The following is a 20,836-nucleotide window of genomic DNA, read 5'->3' on the forward strand; positions in this document are numbered from 1 at the left end:
TTCAGCTAAATAAATAACCCAATGAGGTCGGCAATGGCAGCGGAAAAACTAGCGGTAACCCGGGAAACGTTCGATAACGTAATTTTGCCTGTTTATGCACCTGCGCAGTTTGTGCCGGTTAAAGGCAAAGGTAGCCGAGTCTGGGATCAGCAGGGCAAAGAGTATATCGACTTTTCCGGCGGTATCGCGGTGACTGCTTTGGGTCATTGCCATCCGGCGCTGGTGGAAACGCTGAAAAGCCAGGGTGAAACTCTGTGGCATACCAGCAACGTGTTTACCAATGAACCAGCGCTGCGCCTGGCCAGTAAGCTGATTGCTGCAACCTTTGCTGATCGGGTGTTCTTTGGTAACTCCGGTGCCGAAGCCAACGAAGCGGCATTCAAGCTGGCGCGCTATTACGCTTGCAAAAAACACAGTCCATTTAAAAGCAAAATCATCGCCTTCCATAACGCGTTCCACGGTCGTACCTTGTTTACCGTTTCCGTCGGTGGCCAGCCGAAGTACTCTGACGGTTTTGGTCCAAAGCCTGCCGATATTGTGCATGTGCCGTTTAACGATTTGGATGCGGTGAAAGCGGTGATTGATGACCACACCTGCGCCATCGTGGTCGAGCCGATTCAGGGTGAAGGCGGTGTGACGGCAGCCACTCAGGAATTTATGCAGGGTCTGCGTGCGCTGTGCGATGAGCACAACGCGCTACTGGTGCTCGATGAAGTGCAGAGCGGTATGGGCCGTAGCGGTAAGCTGTTCGCCTACGAACACTATGGTATCAAGCCAGACATCATCACCACGGCGAAAGCACTGGGTGGCGGTTTCCCGGTGAGCGCCATGCTGACCACCAACGAAATTTCTTCCGTGATGGCGCCCGGCGTGCATGGCACCACCTATGGCGGTAACCCGCTGGCCTGTGCCATTGCTGAAACGGCGTTGGATATCATCAACACCCCAGAAGTGCTGAGCGGGGTTGATGCCCGTCGTCAGCAGTTCGTTGAGGCGTTGCAGGCGATCAACAGCAAATTCGATCTGTTCAGTGAGATTCGCGGTAAAGGCTTGCTGATTGGTGCCGCGCTGAAGCCGCAGCACGCTAGCAAAGCGCGCGATATTCTGAATGCCTCGGCGGCTGAGGGATTGATGATCCTGACCGCGGGCACCGATGTGATTCGCTTTGTGCCGTCGCTGGTGATTGAACCTACTGACATCGAAGAAGGCATGGCGCGTTTCGCTACCGCTATCCAGAAGGTCCTGGCGGCGTAATCAGCCCTTCGGACGTAATGCCTTGAGCCAGCGACCATGATGGGGGCGCTGGCTCCAGGCCAGTGAAGAGATGGTGTGCATGACGTTCAGGTGCTGCAAGATACGCTTCACATGCTGCTCGACAATCGTTACCGGCCCCTCATTAAGATTCTCCGGCGCTTCCAAAATGTTGCTGTCATTACCTGGCCCATCGTACGCCAGTCGCTGCTGACAGCGCTGCAGCGCAATTTCACAGGATTGCAGATAACGCTCCGCCAGTTTGGGGGTCAACATGGTGTGCTCACGCGCCAGAATGGTCATGGCATTGAGGTGCTCCACAATAAACTGGCTGTGTGTTACCCACATGCGCATATCTTTCAGGTATTGCGCATCAAACCCCGGTTCGCTTGAGGCCTGATTGAGTGAGTTGAACAGCGCATTGTGCGCCTGGTTAACCTTGATACGTTGATAGGCCAGCTTTTCAGGCGATTGCTCAGGTCCTAACAGCATCCTCAATGCTTCCTGATACGCTTCCAGCGCATCGTGCGCGTTACTGCGCAGTAATCCGCTTTGCCACTGTGGCCACAGCCAAATCATCCCGGCAAAGGCGATCAGACAGCCCATCAGCGTGTCCATCATGCGTGGCAGCAAGAACTGGGCGCCGTTCAAAGACAGCAGTTGCAGGGAATAAACGGCGGTAACGGTGAAGCCGATCATCGACCAGCCATAATATTTGCGTGTCACCAGATAGCTTGCGAGGGTGATGGCCAGCATAAACAGCAGGGTGGCCGATTCGGGTACCGCCAGGCGCAGCGAGGCGGCCGCAATCAGCAAACCGGCGAAGGTTCCCAACGCACGGTGCTGAATGCGCACGCGCGTCGCGCTGTAGCCATTCTGGCTGACGAACATGATGGTCATCAGAATCCAGTAGGGCTTAGGAATATTAAAGAACAACGCCAGCGCGCTGCCGAACATCAGCATCACCGAGATGCGGGCGGCAGTACGCAACGCGGCTGACTTGAGGGAGAGATAGCTGCGCAGCGCGGGAAACACGGGGAGACGGCGCTGGCGGTCGGCCATCAGGTCACGCGTGTATAACGGCTTTTGCGTGCGCAGCACGCGAGCGATACGGCTGAAGTGGTAGTAACAGAAGTTCCCTACCGGGTTATCAGGGTTTTGACGCGCAATCTTTTCCAGCGCGCCTAGCTGCTTCTCCATGTGAAAGCGATCGGGCAACTGATGATAGAGAATGGCATCCGCCAGCAGACGCAAGCGAGCAGAGATGGTTTTGGCGTTCCAGCGGATGACCGCTTCAGCGTGACTCTGCTCGACCAGCTTTTGCACTTCTTCCGGCTGGTGCAAGCTCACGGAGATGTGCTCCTGCAAATCCAGCGCTACCTGAAATGCCCGCGTCAGGCGCTTGTGGCTGTTATCGCGGCTGGCAGAGAGCATATGCATTTGCTGATAGCAGGTGGTGATCAGATCGACCGCTTTTTGCTGACGCGCCAGTAGCGGCGGAAGCGCCTTTTCCGGATCGGTGAGCTGGGTGAGCAGCGTGTATTTGGCATCGCAATAATCCGCCAACTCGCGATAAAGCAGGCTGAGGGTTTCGCGCATTGGCTGCTCTTTCCACAGCCAAAACCAGAACCAGTTAAACAAGCCGTACCACAGCGTGCCGCCGATATACAGCAGGGGCGGCGCCCACAGGGGCATGCGTCCTACCAGGCTCAGGCTAAAGATGGCCGCGACCAGGGTTGCAGGCAGTAGACGCCCGTGCAGTGGACTGATCTCCCCCGTGACACCAATCAGCAGCGGCAACACAAACAGGATCAGCGGTAGCGGAATCTGGTAGTCGGTCAGGAACTGGATGAGGAAACTGCCGGTAGCAAACAGTGAGCCACCCACAATCAGACGTTTGAAGAAGCGTTTATGCGGTGTATCTAGGCCCGCCATGTTGCAACAGGCTGGGACCAAAGAGAACAACAGACCTTTTTGCAGATCGCCAAATAGCCAGCCAAGAGCCACAGGCAGGCACAGCACTAGCGTTTGCCGCAGCGCGTAGTTGACCTCAGGATGATAGATGATTCGGCGCCACATCAGCTCATCGCAAACAAAAACGGCGCAATGTTGCCATCACGCCGTGGGTGATAAGAAATTAGCGGGTGCCGTAGACGACGATGGTTTTACCGTGTGCGGAGATCAGGTTCTGATCTTCCAGCATTTTCAGGATACGACCCACGGTTTCGCGTGAGCAACCCACGATCTGACCAATCTCCTGACGGGTGATTTTAATCTGCATCCCGTCGGGGTGAGTCATCGCATCTGGCTGTTTGGCCAGATTAAGCAGTGTCTGCGCGATGCGGCCCGTCACATCGAGGAAGGCAAGGTTGCCCACTTTCTCGGAGGTGACTTGCAGACGACGCGCCATTTGCGACGAAAGTCGCATTAAAATATCCGGGTTTACCTGAATCAGCTGACGGAATTTTTTGTAGGAAATTTCAGCCACTTCGCAGGCAGTTTTCGCACGTACCCAGGCACTACGTTCCTGACCTTCTTCAAACAGGCCGAGTTCGCCGATGAAATCTCCTTGGTTGAGATAGGAGAGGATCATCTCTTTGCCTTCTTCATCTTTGATCAGAACCGCAACGGAACCTTTCACGATGTAGTACAGCGTTTCCGCTTTCTCACCCTGATGGATGAGCGTGCTTTTGGATGGATATTTGTGAATATGGCAATGGGACAGGAACCATTCGAGTGTAGGGTCTGTTTGCGGTTTGCCGAGAACCATTCGCTATTATCCTCTGTTGTAATCGTGCCCAAAACACAGGGGGCAGTTTTCCCTGTCAGGCGGTGTAATCGTCGAGCGTTTCCAGTAAAGGAAAATTATTTCCGGGTGATTCTTAAGCTACGCTTTTGATTCTTCCCGCCTTCGTCTGTGATGACGAAAATATTTTCAGCACTGTTTGTAGCACAGCTTTTGCAAGCTGTCTTCTGTTGTCTCGCTTCAGCAACAGGCGGAAGAGTCTGGATTGCTGTTTATCAAGTGAAAGCGTACTCTGGCGGCAAAACAGCCACTTCAGGAGAAAGAATAATGCAAGCACGAGTGAAATGGGTGGAAGGGCTGACCTTTCTCGGAGAATCCTCATCCGGTCATCAGGTATTAATGGACGGCAATTCCGGCGACAAAGCGCCGAGCCCCATGGAGATGGTGCTGATGGCAGCGGGCGGCTGCAGTGCGATTGACGTGGTCACCATCCTGCAAAAAGGCCGTAACGACGTGGCCGACTGCGAGGTGAAACTGACCTCTGAACGTCGTGAAGAAGCGCCACGTATTTTTACCCATATCAACTTACATTTTATTGTCAGCGGCAAAGCGCTGAGCGATAAAGCGGTGGCGCGTGCCGTCGATTTATCCGCTGAGAAGTATTGTTCAGTGGCAATTATGCTGGGCAAAGGGGTGGAAATGACGCACAGCTATGAGGTGGTCGAGCTGTAAAAACAGCGCAGCGGCCCTATGGCCGCTGCTGAAGAAAATCTGGATTATTCAATCCGTTTACCTTCTATCAGACGCTGCACCAGCGGCGTCATGATCAACTCCATTGCCAGTCCCATTTTGCCGCCCGGTACCACCAGCGTGTTCATGTGTGAAATGAACGAGCCCTGAATCATTGCCAGCAGATAAGGGTAGGCAATGCCTTCCAGCCCACGGAAGTGAATCACCACAAAACTTTCATCGAGCGAGGGAATCTCACGTGCGGCAAACGGGTTGGAGGTGTCTACCGTCGGTACGCGCTGGAAGTTAATGTGGGTGCGGGAAAACTGTGGCGTGATGAAGTTGATGTAATCTTCCATCGAACGCACGACCGAGTCCATCACCGCTTCGCGTGAATGACCGCGTTCGCTGGTGTCGCGCACCAGCTTTTGAATCCACTCCAGATTGACAATCGGCACCACGCCGACCAGCAGATCCACATGCTCCGCCACGTTATGCTGCTGCGTCACGACGCCACCGTGCAATCCCTCATAGAACAGCACATCGGTGTTTTCCGGCAGTGGCTGCCAGGGGGTGAAAGTGCCAGGCACCTGATTCCACGGCACCGCTTCGTCGTAAGTGTGCAGATATTTGCGCGACTCACCCAGCCCGGTTTTTCCGTAGTGTTTAAAAGTTTGCTCTAACAAGCCAAAGTCATTGGCTTCTGGGCCAAAGTAGCTGATGTGGCGACCCAGATCGCGTGCTTTACGGATCGCCATGTCCATTTCTGGACGGGTGTAGCGATGGAAGCTGTCGCCTTCTACTTCCGCAGCATGCAGATCCAGCTGCTGGAAGATTTTACGGAAGGCGAGGCTGGTGGTAGTGGTTCCGGCACCGCTGGAACCGGTGACGGCAATAATTGGATGCCTGGCTGACATAACAGCGCTCCCTGTGAAGTCCGGCGATGAGCATTGTTACCACGAAATGCCGCGCGGTGCATTAACCGCGAAAGTCACCTTTTGGCATGATATTCACGGATTCATGCAGTTCCGACCACACCAAGACCACCTCACCGCGCTCCAGCTGGCGGCGCACGTCCGCCACTTTCTGCGCCAGGCTGCGTTCTTGCTCGCCATAGTCGGTGCCTTCTCGCAGTACAAAACTTTCAATCAGGTTTTCCAGCGTTGTCACTTCAAGTTCTTGCCAGGGAATAATCACTATCACACATCCAGATAGGTTGAGAGCCAGTCAGGTACACGTTGTTCCAGCCACATTTTCGGCTTCCTCAGCGTACCGCCCACAAAGCCGACGTGACCGCCTTGCTGTGTGAGCTGATACTCAATTGAAGGCGACAGTTGTTCGGGCTGCGGGATCACCGCATCGGTCATAAAGGGATCGTCTTTCGCATGGATGATCAGAAACGGTTTGCGCACGCCCGTGAGCAAGGGCATGGCGCTGGCACGTCGATAATAGTCGTTGGCATCCAGAAAACCGTGCGCGCGTGCAGTAATCGCATCATCAAACTCACGAATACGGCGAAATGCCCGCAGCTGACTCAGCTCCACCGGCAGCGTGCCAGGCCAGGCCAGCAGTTTGCGCGTGGCATTCTGTTTTAGCTTGGTCAGCAAATAGTGCTGATAGAACCGAGAGAAGCCGGCATCGAGCTTTTCACTGCAGGGTTCGAGCGCAAAGGGTGCCGAAATCGCGACGGCTGCATCCACCGGCACATCATTCCCCTGCATGCCCAATAAATAGGCAAGCATATTGCCGCCGAGTGAAACGCCCACTGCGGCAGTCGGCACCGTGCCCCATTCGCGTTGCAGCCAGTGCAAGAAAAAGGTCGCGTCTTCGGTTTCACCGGAATGATAGATACGCTCCAGGCGATTGGGTTCGCCACTGCAGCCACGGAAATGCATGACAACCGCCAGCCAGCCACGCGCCTGACACGCCTGCATCAGACCATGCGCATACGGGCTGCGGAAGCTGCCTTCCAGGCCATGAAACATCACCATACGCGGCTTATGGCGTGCCTGCGCGGGGTCTTCGCTCCACGCGAGATCGACAAAATCGCCGTCCGGCAGGTCAAGTCGCTGCCAGTGCGGACGCAGGGTTACGCGCCGACGCAGTATGCGCGGCAGCAATGTTTGCAGATGCGCATTACTGAATCCGCGCAGCGGTTTAAAGCGCTCGCCGTTAGGGCGATCAAAATAGCTTGGGTAAAGGCTTGTCTGATGCATAAGTCGCTGATAGCTTCGATGGGTTGTCCGCTTTACTGGGTGAGGAGCACCCGAATATACATGGAACTGAGTCTTTTTTTATCAATGTTGGGCTTTCTTTGGGTCGCTGCCATCACGCCAGGCCCCAATAATATGTTACTTACCGCCTCAGGTGCTAATTTTGGCTTCCTGCGGACCCTACCTTTGCTCATTGGTATCATGATTGGTATGCAAGTCATGTTGCTGATGGTGGCATTTGGCATCGGTAGCCTCATCTTGCTTTATCCCTCTCTGCATCTGGTATTAAAAATTGCTGGTAGCCTCTACTTGCTATGGCTGGCGTGGAAAATCGCCACCGCCGAGTACGAGAAGTTGGAAACGGAGGATGAAACCGTGAAGCAGATGCCCTTCTGGCAAGGGGGATTGCTGCAACTGATCAACCCGAAAGCCTGGCTGATGGCGTTGGGCGCGGTGGCCAGCTTTAGCCTCGCGGGCGATGCTTACCTGCATTCGGTGATCGCTATCAGCATCGGCATGGCATTGGTCAACGTGGTATCCGGGGTGATCTGGATGGGCTTTGGTTCGTTGATTGGCCGCTTGCTGCGCAGTCCGCGCGCATGGAAAATCTTCAACCTGGCGATGGGTGCGCTCACAGCGGCCTGTGTGCTGCTGATCTGGCGTTGAGATAACTTAATTATCTTAAAGGCGCACATGATGAAGGCAGCATGTTGTCCGCCAGCCTGGTTCGATTGCGCTTTGAGAAATGGATAAGTGGTGGAATTCTTACGATTGTAAGAATTCCACCAAAGCAAAGCGGACTTCAACGTATCTGACATCAAGTTTTAGTTTGTTGTGCGCTTCAGTTGGAAATACCTTCACCCGCTGTGCCAAGTTTTAGCGCTATCCCCTCAAGGCTGAAGGGATGATGGCCAGGAAGTGTATATTAAATCACCTAAGTACTTGTGAGCTATTGTTGGGCAGCGAATTGCATCTCATGCAGCTTGCTGTACAAACCTGTTTGTTGCAGAAGCTCCTTATGATGCCCGCGCTCACTGATTCTGCCATCATCCATAACAATGATTTCATCACAAGCCTCAATGGTTGAGAGCCTGTGGGCAATAATCAGCACTGTGCATTGCTGCTTAATATCATCCAGTGACATTTTAATGGCGTGCTCAGATTCGTTGTCCAGCGCAGAGGTGGCTTCATCCAGGATGAGAAGAGGCGTTTTCTTCAATAAAGCACGTGCTATGGCTATTCTTTGACGCTGGCCGCCTGAAAGCTGTACGCCATTTTCACCTGCTAATGTATCCAGCCCATCGGGCATCTTATCGATGAACACATCTGCGTATGCACGAGAAGCCGCGTCCCTGATCTCTTCTCGGGTAGTGTGTTCCGGGCAGGCATAGGCGATATTATCTGCCAGACTGGCATCAAAAAGATGAACGTGTTGAGACACAAGAGATATTTTTTCCCGCAACGATTTCAGCCGATAGCTTCGAAGCTCCTGTCCATCAAGCAGAATCTCACCTTCGTAATCGTCATAAAACCGCGGGATGAGGCTAACCATAGTCGATTTGCCGGAACCCGAGCGACCTACAAGAGCAACTGTTTTACCTGCCGGCACTCTAAAGCTCACGTTGCGCAAGGCATAGTCCTCTGAGTTTTCGTACCGAAAGCTGACGTTACGAAATTCAATTTCTCCCTTTATACCTTCGCCAGTAAGAGTGCCCTCATCCCGCTCTTTTGGCATATCGAGAAGGCTGAAAAGTGAATGGCATGCTGTCATTCCCTGCTGAAAACCCGCGTTAAGACTTGTTAGAGATTTCAGCGGTCGCATTATCATAAACATGGCGGAGAAAACGACGGTTACCGATCCAGCAGAAAGCGTCTCAAGTACCGAGGGAAAACTCGCTGCGTAAAGAATTGCAGCCAGAGCCAGCGAAGCGATGACTTGTATGAAGGGTTCGGAAAGTGCAGCAACAGAAACCATCTTTAGTCCATGCTTACGCATCTCATCACTTGTGTCAGCAAAGCGTTTACGTTCAACAGTCTGGCCGCCAAACATACGTACTTCACGGTGATTCCTGAGCATCTGTTCTGTACTGACGGCAACGCTACCCATCGAATTCTGCAAATCCCGGCTGATGCGGCGGAATCGGCCAGACACAGCTTTGACGCTCAGTGCAATGACCGGAGCCGCGATTAAAAGTACGAGTGATAGTTGCCAGCTGTTCCAGACCATAAGTACCATCAGGCTGATTATTGAAGCGGTATTTCGAACGAGAGAGATGAGCGTATCAGAGGAAGCAGAGGCAACGCGTTCTGAGTCATAGGTAATCTTGGTCAGAAGACTGCCGGACGAATTGCTATTATGGAATCTGACAGGCATCCCCATCAAATGGTTGAAGATCTGACGTCGCATAGACATAACAACACGGCCCGATACCCACGCCATACAGTAATCTGATGCATATCCGGATAACCCACGTATTGTAACGAGTGCGATGACAGCCAAAGGCAGCCAGCGCAGCGAATCAGGCGCCACACTCCCAAAGCCCACACCATTCATTAAAGGCTTAAGCAACGAAAGCAGACCCGCGTCGGTTGCGGCGTTAACGATAAGCGCTAAGCATGCGGCATACAAACCCCTCTTATGGGGTGATATGTAGGGGATAAGCCTGCGGAACGTTGCCCGCGTTGAGAAATCACTATTTTGATTCACGTATTAGATTCCGGCTGCTGATATAAGTCATGCGGGCGTTTTATACATGCTGCCAGCACAAGTCCAGCATAATTTTCATGCGCTGAGTAACCTAAGTGGATGAGTTAAGAAAGAGGCTTATCTTTAGGCCTCATTGAAGCCAAAAGCTTTGTTTTTTTCACTCGACGTCCGGTTTCATAAGAAAGATTTTTTTACGTCAGGAAAAGCGTTAGCATAGAGGCATTATGTCTAGGGTTCAGAACCGCTTTTTTCTCAGGGAAGCCACAGTGGTCTGATCTTTTTTTTAAATGGAAATATTCATGCAGTTTCTGAAAACCATCAACAGAAGTAAAAATGCATTATTCAGGAAGATAAAAAAAACAACGCTACATTCTTTTCTTCGGACTCAGCGTAGGCATAATCATTTCGATCCTAAAAATGTTCGTAACATACTGCTACTTCGTCTCGACGATAAAATCGGAGATATGGTTGTTACAACCGGTACGGCTTTCTTACTTGCTGAACAGGGTTACCGGGTATCAGTTTTAACCGGGCCTGTATGTGCTCAGATGCTGAATAAATGCGATTATCTGGACCAGGTTATCCTGTACAAAAATCGGATGTCTTTAGATGGTCTAAGTGCTCAAAATTTTGATGTAATCATTGATTTTGATGATGTCCAGGATTATGAGCGCTTAAAACTGGCATGGCGGATGAGACGTAGCCATCATGTTGGGTTTAATAAAAATCTTCCAGGTATTTATAATCTGTGCTTTAACTATCTTGACGCCGAACAGCATATTACAAAACGCCATAATTTAGTGCTGGGGTTATTTAATATTCACGAGGGTGAATTTAAGTATCAACTCGGGCAATGTAACCATGAGCAGAGAAAAGTTAAAGACGCGATAAGTTTTTCTCCTGAGGATATTATCGTATCTGTGAATCCTTATTCCGGTGCGCAGGACAAAGATTTCTTAGAGGAACAGGTGGTTTCACTCATTAACTTTATCCGGTCTCTTAATCCGAAAATTAAAGTTGTGATTGTCGGTCAGGCCAGTAAAGTACAGCATTACAATGCGTTTGGTGCAGTTACTGTTCCAGAAAGCACAATAAATACTGCAATTGAAATAGTCAGGTTGTCACGTCTCGTGGTCAGCACTGATACCTCCATTGTTCACATTGCTAATGCGCTGAATCGTCCGCTTATATCGGTTTATAATAAGCGAAAATTGAAAGATACCGGTTTGCCAGGGTATAAAATTTGGGCTCCCAACTATCCTTTGGGCAAGCAGGTCATTGTAGAAGAAGATCACATTGGGAAAAGCCCAATTAGCCAACTCTTCCCGATGATTGAAGCTGAACTCTTATCAACCAGATTCTATCAGTGATGAAATCAGGCAGCCATGCTGCCTGATTAAATAACAGGCGCACTTTTAGCTTGCTTATGTTAAGGGTGTTTAGAATGACAGGGCGATGAACGCTTTTTTATTGAATGGCTTATTAAGACATTGGAAATGTTTGATTGATAAATGCTAAATGATGATCGCATTATGGATATTATAATCAAGGCGAATAACAGAAAAAGCACTTGAATAAATGGGTTGAAATACAGTGATGCCAGTGACAGATTATTTAATCTGTAACAGATGACTATTATCGATGGGCTTGTAAGTGAAAATAGAAAATGAGATATCACCAGACGAAAATGATATCGATGTTGTAAAACACTAAGGCAAATTTCTTCACTGTGTAGAAGACCATTTTCCAAGAGATGGGCCTAACTGGAGGCACGCTCGATGCGCTTCCACGGCAGCACCTCACGTACCACTTCACTGTGCGGCTGGCGAATACGGTTCAGTAGTAGCTGAACGCTGCGTTCACCCAGCCGATTCATTGGCTGTTCGATGGTGGTTAGCGGAGGATTGAGGCTGCTGGTGAACGGAATACCATCGAATCCCACGACCGCGAGATCTTCGGGTATGCGCAGTCCAGCTTCCAGCGCCGCGTGGATCACGCCGACTGCCAGCACATCCGATACCGCAAACACCGCATCGGGCCGCTCCGGCTGTACCAGCAATTCACGCAGCGCAGCGCTTCCTGCCTCACACGAAATATTTTCTGCGTAAGCTACTGCTCCCCAGTTAAGTTCGAGCTGTTCCAACGCTTCACGATAGCCACGCTCGCGTTGATGAGAGTAGAGATAGCGCATATCACAGTTTACCAAGGCAATACGGCGGCGGCCTTTGTTGGCCAGATAGCGCACGGTTTCGTAAGCCGCTTCTTGGTTGTTGATCGTGACGCTGGAAGCAGGTATGGCCGGATCGTACTCTGCGCACTGCACCCATGGCGCGTCACCGATGAGGCCTTGCAGCTCCTGCAGGCAAGCGGCCGCATCCATCGTGATCACACCATCTACCACTTTGCCGCTCAGCAGCGCCAGATAGGCCGCTTCGCGCGGCAGCTGTGAGGCCGAATTGCATAACAGGATATGGTAACCCTGTGCTTCGGCTTCAGCTTCAATGCCTTGCACCACGCGTGAGCAAAAGGGATTGGTGATGTCTGAAATTAACACCAGCAACATATGGCTTTGTGCAGTGCGTAACTGACGCGCCAGTAAGTTGGGCTGATAGTCGCAGTGTTCGATGGCTGCCAATACCTTTTCACGCGTGTCCGGTCGCACGCCCGGATGTTGATTCAACACCCTGGATACCGTGGCTTTGGATACGCCAGCGAGGCGCGCAACCTTCTCAATCGACATGGATTTCAGTACCGCCAATCGGGATAAAAAATCAGAGTTCTATCAATAACACAGTCAGGATGTGAGCGCGTGACATATTTCCGTCTTTACGACTTCTTTGCATTTGCGCATTTTGCATACCTTTGCCCGATGATGATCTAAGAACAGATTTTCATTAGGGATAATTTTTAATTCCTTTATGAAATTACAGCCGCTGGAGAAACTGCCTTCACGACATAACATTGGGGTGAACGATGATGGCAGTAAAAAAAACAATAACGGCAGTGGCGGCAGCATTGGCCCTGATGGCATTTCAGGCACAGGCGGTCAACGTCACCGTGGCATATCAAACCTCGGCGGAACCGGCCAAAGTGGCGCAGGCTGACAACACCTTTGCCAAAGAGAGTGGCGCGACGGTGGACTGGCGCAAGTTTGATAGCGGTGCCAGCGTACTGCGTGCATTGGCTTCAGGTGATGTGCAAATCGGTAATATCGGCTCCAGCCCGTTAGCAGTGGCGGCAACACAGCAACTGCCCATCGAAGCCTTCTTACTGGCATCACAACTTGGCAACTCCGAAGCGCTGGTGGTCAAAAAATCCATCACCCGTCCCAAGGATCTGATTGGCAAACGCATCGCCGTGCCCTTCATCTCCACCACCCATTACAGCCTGCTGTCAGCGCTCAAGCATTGGGGCATCAAGCCGTCGCAGGTGCAGTTAGTGAATCTGCAACCGCCTGCCATTATTGCGGCGTGGAAACGCGGTGATATCGACGGCGCGTACGTCTGGTCACCAGCGGTTAACGAGCTGGAAAAAGACGGCACGGTGCTGACCGACTCCTCACAGGTGGGCAAATGGGGTTCACCGACACTGGATGTGTGGGTAGTGCGTAAAGATTTCGCCCAGCAGCATCCCGAAATCGTCACGGCCTTTGCGCGCAGCGCGATTGAGGCGCAGCAAGCCTACATTGCTAATCCAGAACAGTGGCTGAAACAACCCGACAATCTCAGCAAACTGGCGCGCCTGAGTGGCGTACCGGAAAGCGATGTGCCGGTGCTGGTCAAAGGCAATACCTACCTGACCGCACAGCAGCAGGTGGAACAGCTGGGTAAGCCAGTCAACAAAGCGATTGTTGATACCGCGCACTTCCTGAAAGAGCAGGGCAAAGTGCCGGATACGGCTAACGATTACAGCAGCTTTGTCACCACGCAATTTGTTGCACCTTTAGCGAAATAACGGAGGCGCTATGCTCAGCATCACCAACCTGAATGCACGTTACGCCGGACAACCCGCGCTGCAGGATATCAATCTGCAACTGGAACAACGCGACCTGCTGGTGGTGCTGGGGCCCTCTGGCTGTGGCAAAACCACATTGCTGAATTTAATCGCCGGTTTCCTGCCGTTGGAATCAGGCAGCATCACGCTGGATGGCAAGGCCGTCAACGGACCTGGCGCTGAGCGTGGCGTGGTGTTCCAAAACGAAGGCTTACTGCCGTGGCGCAACGTGATCGACAACGTGGCGTTTGGTTTGCAACTGACGGGGATGGCGAAGGCAGAACGTCATGCGATTGCGCGTCGTTTGATCCGCAAAGTGGGACTGGAAGGAGCCGAAAAGCGTTTTATCTGGCAGCTCTCTGGGGGTCAACGTCAGCGTGTGGGCATTGCGCGTGCGCTGGCTGCTGACCCTCAGCTGCTGCTGTTAGATGAGCCCTTTGGTGCGCTGGATGCCTTCACCCGTGAGCAAATGCAAACCCTGCTGCTGACGTTGTGGCGTGATACCGGCAAACAGATTTTGCTCATCACTCACGATATTGAAGAAGCGGTGTTTCTCGCCAGCGAACTGGTGCTGCTGTCACCAGGACCTGGTCGTGTGGTGGAGCGTATCAAACTCGATTTTGGCCAACGATTCGCCGCCGGTGAGCCGTGCCGCAGTATTAAATCCGATCCGGCCTTTATCGAGCGCCGCGAATATGTGCTGAATCAGGTCTTTTCTCAGCGGGAGGCGTTTGTATGAGTGCGGTTATTGATGAGAAAACGCAAACCCGTCGCCGCGCACTGCGCTGGCCGTTTTCACCGCAGTTCTCACTTAGCCTGCTGAGTGTCGGGGTGTTGCTACTGGTGTGGTGGGGCGTGACGGCGCTCAATTTGGTTGCGCCGCTGTTCTTGCCGCCACCACAGCAGGTGCTAAAAAAGTTACTGCTGATCGCCAGCCCGCAAGGCTTTATGGATGCCACGTTATGGCAGCACTTGGGCGCTAGCCTGACGCGCATGTTGGTGGCGTTGTTCTTCGCGGCGCTGATTGGTATCCCGGTGGGGATTGCTATGGGGCTGAGCCCGGCGATTCGTGGGCTGCTCGACCCGCTGATTGAACTCTACCGCCCAGTGCCACCGCTCGCCTATTTGCCGCTGATGGTGATTTGGTTCGGTATCGGTGAGACCTCAAAAATATTACTGATTTATCTGGCGATCTTCGCACCGGTAACGCTCTCGACGTTGGCGGGTGTGAAGAATGCTCAGCAGGTACGGATTCGCGCGGCACAGGCATTGGGCGCGTCGCGCTGGCAGCTGCTGCGCTTTGTCATCTTACCGGGCGCTTTGCCGGAAATTCTCACCGGTTTGCGCATTGGTCTCGGCGTCGGCTGGTCAACGCTGGTGGCTGCCGAACTGATTGCCGCCACACGCGGACTGGGATTCATGGTGCAGTCAGCGGGCGAGTTCCTTGCCACCGATGTGGTACTAGCCGGAATCGCCGTGATTGCCTTGATCGCTTTTAGCTTAGAACTGGGTCTGCGCGCTTTGCAGCGCCGATTAACGCCCTGGAATGGAGAACAGCAATGAACGAACGTGTCACCTTTACCGCGCTGGGCCCGTATATCGGTGCGCAGGTCAGCGACCTCGATCTCAGCCGCCCGTTAAGCGACGCGCAGTTTGAGCAGCTTTATCATGGCTTGTTACGCCATCAGGTGTTGTTCCTGCGTAATCAGGTGATCACGCCGGAACAGCAGCGCGCATTGGCGATTCGCTTCGGCGATCTGCATATCCATCCGGTGTATCCGCACGCGGAAGGAGTGGATGAGATTATCGTGCTGGATACCCATCAGGACAATCCGCCGGATAACGATAACTGGCACACCGATGTGACCTTTATCGAAACGCCGCCAGCGATAGCGATTCTGGCATCAAAGCTGTTGCCGGAAAGCGGTGGTGATACGCTGTGGTCCACGGGGATTGCGGCTTATGAAGCCCTGTCAGAGCCCTTTAAGCAATTGCTGAGTGGCTTGCAGGCAGAACACGATTTCAAGAAGTCATTCCAGGAATACAAATACCGCAAGACTGAAGAGGAACATCAACGCTGGCAACAGGCTGTGGCGAAGCATCCGCCGGTGCAACATCCCGTCATTCGCACGCACCCGGTGAGTGGGCGCAAGGCGCTGTTTGTGAATGAAGGCTTCACGACGCGTTTATTAGGATTGAGTGAGAAGGAGAGTGAAGCACTGCTGAATTTCCTGTTCTGGCATACGGCGAAACCGGAGTTTCAGGTGCGCTGGCGCTGGCAGCCGAATGATGTTGCGATCTGGGATAACCGCGTGACGCAGCATTATGCCAATGCGGATTATTATCCGGCACGCAGGGTGATGCATCGGGCGACAGTGCTAGGAGATGTTCCTTTTTAGATGCGTGCGGCAGTGAGCCAGGTCGGCATGAATGCCGCCCCTACAGCAGTCACTTAACATGTAGGGGGCAGCATTTATGTGGACCGTTAACTCGCCAGCATCTGCTCCAGCTGTTCTTGCGCATCCAGCCAGGCCATTTCAACGTCTTCTAGCGCCGATTTGCTCTCAGCCTGACGTTGCAGCGCCGAGGTTAAGTCGGCCTTACGGCTTTGATCGTAAATTGCACTGTCTGACAGCATCGCTTCCGCTTCGCTCAGTTGGCTCTGCCATTTCGCCATCTGCTTTTCTAGCTTCTCGATCTCTTTACGCAGCGGCTGGGTCTGCGCACGCAGTTCGGCATCACGGCGTTTCTGATCTTTACGAGACTGGGCGCTATTGGCGTTATCCTGCTTCGGCGCGGCATCCTGCTGGGCTTGCTGCTTTTGCAGATCGCTTAACCACTGCTGGTAATCATCAAGATCGCCTTCAAACACGTCGACTTTGCGGTCATGCACCAGATAGAGATCGTCGGTGGTGGATCGCAGTAAGTGACGGTCATGCGAAACCACCACCAGCGCGCCTTCAAAATCAATTAACGCTTCGGTCAGTGCCTGACGCATGTCGAGATCAAGGTGGTTGGTCGGTTCATCGAGCAGCAGCAAGTTTGGACGTTGCCAGACGATCAGCGCCAGCACCAGTCGCGCTTTTTCACCGCCCGAGAAGCGCTCGGTGATTTCACTGACTTTGTCCCCCTGGAAGCCGAAGCCACCGAGATAATCACGCAGCTGTTGTTCCAGCGTTTGTGGTGCGATGCGGGCCAGATGCTGCAACGGCGATTCATCGGCGCGCAGATATTCGAGTTGATGCTGAGCGAAGTAACCGAGTTTGATGCCTTTTGCCAGGCCGACTTTGCCATCCAGCGCTTCAATCTCACCCGCCAGCAGTTTGATCAGCGTTGATTTACCCGCACCGTTACGGCCTAACAGGCCGATGCGCGAACCGGGCACCAGGTTGAGCTTGATAGCATCAAGAATGATGCGTTCGCCGTAACCCGCCGTGACTTTCTCCATTTTCAGCAAGGGATTCGGCAGGCTTTCTGGCGCACGGAAGCTGAAGCTGAACGGGTTATCGACGTGGGCCGGCGCAATTAACTCCATGCGCTCCAACATCTTAATACGGCTCTGCGCCTGTTTAGCCTTGGTGGCCTGGGCGCGGAAGCGATCGATGTATTTCTGTAGGTGCTGGACTTTTTCCTGCTGGCTCTGGAACAGCGCCTGCTGCTGCGCCAGTTTGGCGACACGCTGGCGCTCGAACGAGCTGTAGTTGCCGGTGTATTCGAACATCGTTTGCTGTTCGATATGGATAATCTTATCCACCACCGGATCAAGGAAGTCTCGGTCATGCGAGATCAGGATCAGCGTGCCTTCATAGCTTTTCAACCAGCGCTCAAGCCAGATAACGGCGTCAAGATCGAGGTGGTTAGTCGGTTCATCAAGCAGCAGCAGATCGGATCGGCACACCAGCGCTTGCGCAAGGTTAAGGCGCATACGCCAGCCACCGGAGAAGTCGCTCACCGGCCGCATTAACTGTTCCTGGCTAAAGCCCAATCCGTGCAGCAGGCTGGACGCGCGAGCGTGTATGCTCCACGCTTGGATCGCATCCAACTTGCCGTGCAGCAGCGCAATGGCGTTGCCGTCATCTTTTGCGTTGGCGTCTGCTAATTCGGATTCAAGCTGACGATATTCGCGGTCGCCATCAATAACATATTCTAGGGCGGCTTTGCTCAGCGCAGGGGTTTCCTGATTCACCCATGCCAATGCCCAACTGCTGGGGAAGGTGAAGTTACCCGCATCACTGCTGATTTCACCCTTCAGTAGTGACAGCAGCGTGGATTTACCGCAGCCGTTTTTGCCCACCAGACCGACTTTTTGGCCGGGATTAATGGTGGCTGTTGCGTTATCCAGCAGCACATTGGTGCCGCGGCGGATTTGTAATGAGGAAAATACAATCATAAGCGCCGTATCGTCAGAATATGTTAATTTATTGGCAACATAATTCGATAATGGTTAGTTGCGTCGAGCATGGTAGCGGAATTCCTCTGCTGTGACGACGCCTTGGAGGGGAACGATGTCGCAGCCACCTAAAATTTTGCTGCTTTACGCCCATCCGGAAACACAGGATTCGATTGCTAATCGGGTTTTGCTGCAGTCGGCTATGGAACTGGACCACGTCACGGTGCACGATTTATACGCCCACTATCCGGATTTTTTTATTGATATTCACCATGAGCAACAACTGCTACGTGAACATCAAATCGTGGTATTCCAGCATCCGCTTTATACCTACAGCTGTCCGGCTTTACTGAAAGAGTGGCTGGACCGCGTGTTATCGCGCGGATTTGCCAGCGGTACCGATGGCAATGCGCTTGAGGGTAAATACTGGCGTAGCGTGGTCACCACTGGAGAGCCGGAAACGGCTTATCACCACAGTGGGCTGAATCGCTATCCCATGAGCGACATTATGCGTCCGTTTGAGTTGACGGCGCAGATGTGCCGCATGCACTGGATGACGCCAATGGTGATCTACTGGGCACGTCGCCAGACGCCAGAGGTGATGCGTAACTATGCGCATGCCTATCGCGACTGGCTCTCTTCACCGTTGCCGCAGGGAGTGGTGTGATGGAAGGACAAACATTACTGACGGCTGGGGTCATTTATCTGGTCGCGGCGGTGCTGATCGTGCCCATTGCCGCGCGCCTTGGTATTGGCGCGGTGCTGGGGTATTTGCTAGCCGGTATTGCCATCGGCCCGTGGGGATTAGGGTTTATCAGCGACGTTGACGAGATTCTGCACTTCTCTGAACTCGGCGTCGTGTTCCTGATGTTCATCATCGGCCTTGAACTGAACCCGGCCAAGCTTTGGGCGCTACGTCGCTCCATTTTTGGTGTCGGTGCCGCGCAGGTGCTGGTCTCAGCTGCGATTCTCGGTGTGCTGCTGTGGCTCACCGATTTTAGCTGGCAGGCAGCGGTGATTGGCGGTATTGGCTTAGCCATGTCCTCCACCGCGATGGCATTGCAGCTGATGCGTGACAAGGGCATGAACCGCAGTGAAGCGGGGCAACTCGGCTTTTCGGTACTGCTGTTCCAGGACTTGGCGGTGATCCCTGCCTTGGCTCTCGTGCCGCTGCTGGCAGGGGGCGATAGCGGCCATGTTGACTGGCTGAAAGTGGGGATGAAGGTGCTGGCCTTCGCCGGGATGTTGGTGGGCGGCCGTTATTTGCTGCGCCCGATTTTCCGCTTTATCGCCGCATCTGGCGTACGTGAAGTCTTTACCGCTGCCTCATTATTACTGGTACTCGGCTCAGCGTTATTTATGGATGCGCTGGGACTGTCGATGGCGTTGGGCACCTTTATCGCCGGTATCCTGCTGGCGGAAAGCGAATACCGCCATGAGCTGGAAGTGGCGATTGAGCCCTTTAAAGGCTTGCTGCTGGGGCTGTTCTTCATCTCCGTTGGCATGGCGCTGAATCTGGGAGTGCTTTACACCCACATCGTTGAGATTGTGCTTGGCGTGGTGATTCTGGTGGCGGTGAAAACGCTGGTGCTGTATGTGCTGGGCCGCATTTACGGGTTACGAAGCTCTGAACGACTGCAGTTTGCGGGTGTGTTGAGCCAGGGAGGGGAATTCGCCTTTGTACTCTTCTCCGCCGCGTCTTCCGCCAAACTATTTAGTGGCGATCAACTCCCGCTGCTGTTGGTCACGGTGACGCTGTCGATGATGACCACACCGCTGCTGATGCAGGGCGTGGATAAAATTCTCGCCCGTCGGTTCAACGAGCCCGATGACAGCAGTGAAAAACCCTTTGTTGAGGACGACCAGCCGCAGGTGATTGTGGTTGGTTTTGGTCGCTTTGGTCAGGTCGTGGGCCGCTTGCTTATGGCGAATAACAAGCGTATTACGGTGCTGGAGCGGGATATCTCTGCTGTAAGTCTGATGCGCAAGTATGGCTATAAGGTTTACTACGGTGATGCCACTGAGCTCGAGTTACTACGTGCTGCCGGTGCGGAGAATGCACAATCCATTGTGATTACCTGCAATGATCCAGAAGATTCGATGTCCATCGTTCACCTTTGCCAGCAGCACTTCCCGCAGTTGGAAATTCTGGCGCGTGCGCGGGGACGTGTAGAAGCGCATGAGTTGTTGCAGGCTGGCGTGACGTTGTTCTCACGTGAAACCTTCTCCAGTGCGCTGGAGTTAGGGCGCAAGACGCTGATCTCATTGGGAATGCATCCGCATCAGGCACAGCGCGCGCAGCAGCATTTCCGTCGCCTCGATATGCGCATGCTGCGTGAACTGGTGCCCAGTCATGATGACAGTGCGCAGGTTTCACGCGTGCGTGAAGCGCGTCGCGAGCTGGAGGACATCTTCCAGCGCGAAATGCAGCATGAAAAACGCCAGATTGACGGCTGGGATGATGAGTAGGACTACACTTAACATATCCGTTTCTTAACAACGGGCAGGAAAGAGTATGCGTAAACGTTTTATTGCCGGTGCGGTATGTCCGCAATGTCAGGAAAAAGACACGCTGGCACTGTGGCGTGAAAACAATGTCGAGGTGGTAGAGTGCGTGCAGTGCGGCCATCAGATGCGTGAAGCGGATAAGCAAGTTCGCGATAAGGTGCGCAACAATGAGCAAGTCATCGGCATTTTTCATCCTGAGTAGCGTAATGGCGCAGCTTTTTTTAAGCTTAAACTTACAGCGGGATTGAATTCCGCTACAATCGGCGCCATTAACGCTGAGCAGTATGCAGCAACACATT

General features: G+C 53.0%; 19 protein-coding genes. 11 read left to right on the top strand and 8 right to left on the bottom strand.

The genetic code is table 11. The annotated features are described in order from the left end of the window. Positions 1-33 precede the first annotated feature (33 nt). Complete coding sequence (gene argD, locus F3J38_RS24290; protein ID WP_167143135.1) at positions 34-1,254, top strand: bifunctional acetylornithine/succinyldiaminopimelate transaminase; 1,221 nt, start codon at positions 34-36, stop codon at positions 1,252-1,254. On the opposite strand, the gene F3J38_RS24295 is transcribed toward argD, so the two are convergent. Then, a complete protein-coding gene (locus tag F3J38_RS24295) occupies positions 1,255-3,330 on the bottom strand; it encodes a YccS/YhfK family putative transporter (protein ID WP_167143138.1) in 2,076 nt (691 codons plus the stop codon). 58 nt (positions 3,331-3,388) lie between these two features. Then, complete coding sequence (gene crp / locus F3J38_RS24300) at positions 3,389-4,021, bottom strand: cAMP-activated global transcriptional regulator CRP (RefSeq protein ID WP_000242758.1); 633 nt, start codon at positions 4,019-4,021, stop codon at positions 3,389-3,391. Positions 4,022-4,324: 303 nt separating this feature from the next. Between crp and F3J38_RS24305 the strand changes: the two genes are divergently transcribed. Continuing rightward, on the top strand, positions 4,325-4,729 hold the full coding sequence (locus tag F3J38_RS24305; RefSeq protein ID WP_167143141.1) for an OsmC family protein: 405 nt from the start codon (positions 4,325-4,327) through the stop codon (positions 4,727-4,729). A gap of 44 nt (positions 4,730-4,773) precedes the next feature. On the opposite strand, the gene F3J38_RS24310 is transcribed toward F3J38_RS24305, so the two are convergent. From F3J38_RS24310 to F3J38_RS24320, 3 genes are all read right to left on the bottom strand, one after another. After that, positions 4,774-5,643: a phosphoribulokinase gene (locus F3J38_RS24310; RefSeq protein WP_167143144.1), complete on the bottom strand. Its 870-nt coding sequence runs from the start codon at positions 5,641-5,643 to the stop codon at positions 4,774-4,776. A 61-nt stretch (positions 5,644-5,704) separates the two neighbouring features. After that, positions 5,705-5,923 (bottom strand): YheU family protein, encoded by a 219-nt coding sequence (locus F3J38_RS24315; protein ID WP_167143147.1) that lies wholly within the window; start codon positions 5,921-5,923, stop codon positions 5,705-5,707. Positions 5,924-5,925: 2 nt separating this feature from the next. Then, positions 5,926-6,942 (bottom strand): hydrolase, encoded by a 1,017-nt coding sequence (locus F3J38_RS24320; RefSeq protein WP_167143150.1) that lies wholly within the window; start codon positions 6,940-6,942, stop codon positions 5,926-5,928. Positions 6,943-7,002: 60 nt separating this feature from the next. Here F3J38_RS24320 and F3J38_RS24325 point away from each other — a divergent pair, with 60 nt between their 5' ends. Then, positions 7,003-7,605 carry a LysE family translocator gene (locus F3J38_RS24325; RefSeq protein ID WP_167143152.1) on the top strand — a complete coding sequence of 201 codons (603 nt, stop codon included), beginning with the start codon at positions 7,003-7,005 and terminating at the stop codon, positions 7,603-7,605. 283 nt (positions 7,606-7,888) lie between these two features. Here F3J38_RS24325 and msbA read toward each other — a convergent pair whose 3' ends face one another. Continuing rightward, entirely contained in the window at positions 7,889-9,646 is a 1,758-nt protein-coding gene (gene msbA / locus F3J38_RS24330; RefSeq protein ID WP_167143155.1) for a lipid A ABC transporter ATP-binding protein/permease MsbA, read from the bottom strand. A 299-nt stretch (positions 9,647-9,945) separates the two neighbouring features. Here msbA and F3J38_RS24335 point away from each other — a divergent pair, with 299 nt between their 5' ends. Then, the gene (locus F3J38_RS24335; protein WP_167143158.1) at positions 9,946-11,016 is read left to right on the top strand and encodes a glycosyltransferase family 9 protein; all 1,071 of its coding nucleotides are present in this window, start codon (positions 9,946-9,948) and stop codon (positions 11,014-11,016) included. A 389-nt stretch (positions 11,017-11,405) separates the two neighbouring features. Here F3J38_RS24335 and F3J38_RS24340 read toward each other — a convergent pair whose 3' ends face one another. Beyond that, positions 11,406-12,386, bottom strand: coding sequence for a LacI family DNA-binding transcriptional regulator (locus F3J38_RS24340; RefSeq protein ID WP_167143161.1), 981 nt, complete (start codon positions 12,384-12,386; stop codon positions 11,406-11,408). 233 nt (positions 12,387-12,619) lie between these two features. Here F3J38_RS24340 and tauA point away from each other — a divergent pair, with 233 nt between their 5' ends. From tauA to tauD, 4 genes are read left to right on the top strand one after another with little or no spacing between them, the layout of a single operon-like run. Beyond that, positions 12,620-13,600, top strand: a complete 981-nt coding sequence (tauA, locus tag F3J38_RS24345) for a taurine ABC transporter substrate-binding protein (RefSeq protein ID WP_167143164.1) — start codon at positions 12,620-12,622, stop codon at positions 13,598-13,600. A gap of 10 nt (positions 13,601-13,610) precedes the next feature. Next, on the top strand, positions 13,611-14,378 hold the full coding sequence (gene tauB, locus F3J38_RS24350) for a taurine ABC transporter ATP-binding subunit (RefSeq protein WP_167143167.1): 768 nt from the start codon (positions 13,611-13,613) through the stop codon (positions 14,376-14,378). Further along, positions 14,375-15,202: a taurine ABC transporter permease TauC gene (gene tauC, locus F3J38_RS24355; protein ID WP_167143170.1), complete on the top strand. Its 828-nt coding sequence runs from the start codon at positions 14,375-14,377 to the stop codon at positions 15,200-15,202. Before tauB ends, tauC begins: the two co-directional genes overlap by 4 nt. Then, complete coding sequence (tauD, locus tag F3J38_RS24360) at positions 15,199-16,038, top strand: taurine dioxygenase (RefSeq protein ID WP_167143173.1); 840 nt, start codon at positions 15,199-15,201, stop codon at positions 16,036-16,038. The genes tauC and tauD overlap by 4 nt, the downstream gene beginning before the upstream one ends. A gap of 86 nt (positions 16,039-16,124) precedes the next feature. Here the strand turns inward: tauD and F3J38_RS24365 are convergent, their stop codons facing one another. Next, on the bottom strand, positions 16,125-18,029 hold the full coding sequence (locus F3J38_RS24365) for an ABC transporter ATP-binding protein (RefSeq protein WP_167143176.1): 1,905 nt from the start codon (positions 18,027-18,029) through the stop codon (positions 16,125-16,127). 115 nt (positions 18,030-18,144) lie between these two features. Here F3J38_RS24365 and kefG point away from each other — a divergent pair, with 115 nt between their 5' ends. Genes kefG through F3J38_RS24380 form a run of 3 tightly spaced genes read left to right on the top strand, consistent with a single transcriptional unit; the run spans position 18,145 to position 20,739 of the window. Beyond that, entirely contained in the window at positions 18,145-18,696 is a 552-nt protein-coding gene (gene kefG, locus F3J38_RS24370) for a glutathione-regulated potassium-efflux system ancillary protein KefG (protein ID WP_167143179.1), read from the top strand. Then, on the top strand, positions 18,696-20,498 hold the full coding sequence (gene kefB / locus F3J38_RS24375; protein ID WP_167143182.1) for a glutathione-regulated potassium-efflux system protein KefB: 1,803 nt from the start codon (positions 18,696-18,698) through the stop codon (positions 20,496-20,498). Before kefG ends, kefB begins: the two co-directional genes overlap by 1 nt. A 46-nt stretch (positions 20,499-20,544) precedes the next feature. Further along, positions 20,545-20,739, top strand: coding sequence for a YheV family putative zinc ribbon protein (locus F3J38_RS24380; RefSeq protein WP_084935957.1), 195 nt, complete (start codon positions 20,545-20,547; stop codon positions 20,737-20,739). The last annotated feature ends 97 nt before the right edge of the window (positions 20,740-20,836 follow it).

This window comes from Candidatus Pantoea formicae (assembly GCF_011752625.1).
Taxonomy (GTDB): domain Bacteria; phylum Pseudomonadota; class Gammaproteobacteria; order Enterobacterales; family Enterobacteriaceae; genus Pantoea; species Pantoea formicae.

Bases quoted from the DNA above. Each gene is read 5' to 3' on its own strand.
- F3J38_RS24340 (WP_167143161.1), bottom strand. From the start codon at position 12,386: ATGTCGATTGAGAAGGTTGCGCGCCTCGCTGGCGTATCCAAAGCCACG.
- tauD (WP_167143173.1), top strand. From the start codon at position 15,199: ATGAACGAACGTGTCACCTTTACCGCGCTGGGCCCGTATATCGGTGCG.
- argD (WP_167143135.1), top strand. From the start codon at position 34: ATGGCAGCGGAAAAACTAGCGGTAACCCGGGAAACGTTCGATAACGTA.
- F3J38_RS24335 (WP_167143158.1), top strand. From the start codon at position 9,946: ATGCAGTTTCTGAAAACCATCAACAGAAGTAAAAATGCATTATTCAGG.
- F3J38_RS24380 (WP_084935957.1), top strand. From the start codon at position 20,545: ATGCGTAAACGTTTTATTGCCGGTGCGGTATGTCCGCAATGTCAGGAA.
- F3J38_RS24325 (WP_167143152.1), top strand. From the start codon at position 7,003: ATGGAACTGAGTCTTTTTTTATCAATGTTGGGCTTTCTTTGGGTCGCT.
- F3J38_RS24365 (WP_167143176.1), bottom strand. From the start codon at position 18,029: ATGATTGTATTTTCCTCATTACAAATCCGCCGCGGCACCAATGTGCTG.
- kefG (WP_167143179.1), top strand. From the start codon at position 18,145: ATGTCGCAGCCACCTAAAATTTTGCTGCTTTACGCCCATCCGGAAACA.
- F3J38_RS24295 (WP_167143138.1), bottom strand. From the start codon at position 3,330: ATGTGGCGCCGAATCATCTATCATCCTGAGGTCAACTACGCGCTGCGG.
- tauB (WP_167143167.1), top strand. From the start codon at position 13,611: ATGCTCAGCATCACCAACCTGAATGCACGTTACGCCGGACAACCCGCG.
- tauA (WP_167143164.1), top strand. From the start codon at position 12,620: ATGATGGCAGTAAAAAAAACAATAACGGCAGTGGCGGCAGCATTGGCC.
- F3J38_RS24320 (WP_167143150.1), bottom strand. From the start codon at position 6,942: ATGCATCAGACAAGCCTTTACCCAAGCTATTTTGATCGCCCTAACGGC.
- F3J38_RS24310 (WP_167143144.1), bottom strand. From the start codon at position 5,643: ATGTCAGCCAGGCATCCAATTATTGCCGTCACCGGTTCCAGCGGTGCC.
- crp (WP_000242758.1), bottom strand. From the start codon at position 4,021: ATGGTTCTCGGCAAACCGCAAACAGACCCTACACTCGAATGGTTCCTG.
- tauC (WP_167143170.1), top strand. From the start codon at position 14,375: ATGAGTGCGGTTATTGATGAGAAAACGCAAACCCGTCGCCGCGCACTG.
- F3J38_RS24305 (WP_167143141.1), top strand. From the start codon at position 4,325: ATGCAAGCACGAGTGAAATGGGTGGAAGGGCTGACCTTTCTCGGAGAA.
- kefB (WP_167143182.1), top strand. From the start codon at position 18,696: ATGGAAGGACAAACATTACTGACGGCTGGGGTCATTTATCTGGTCGCG.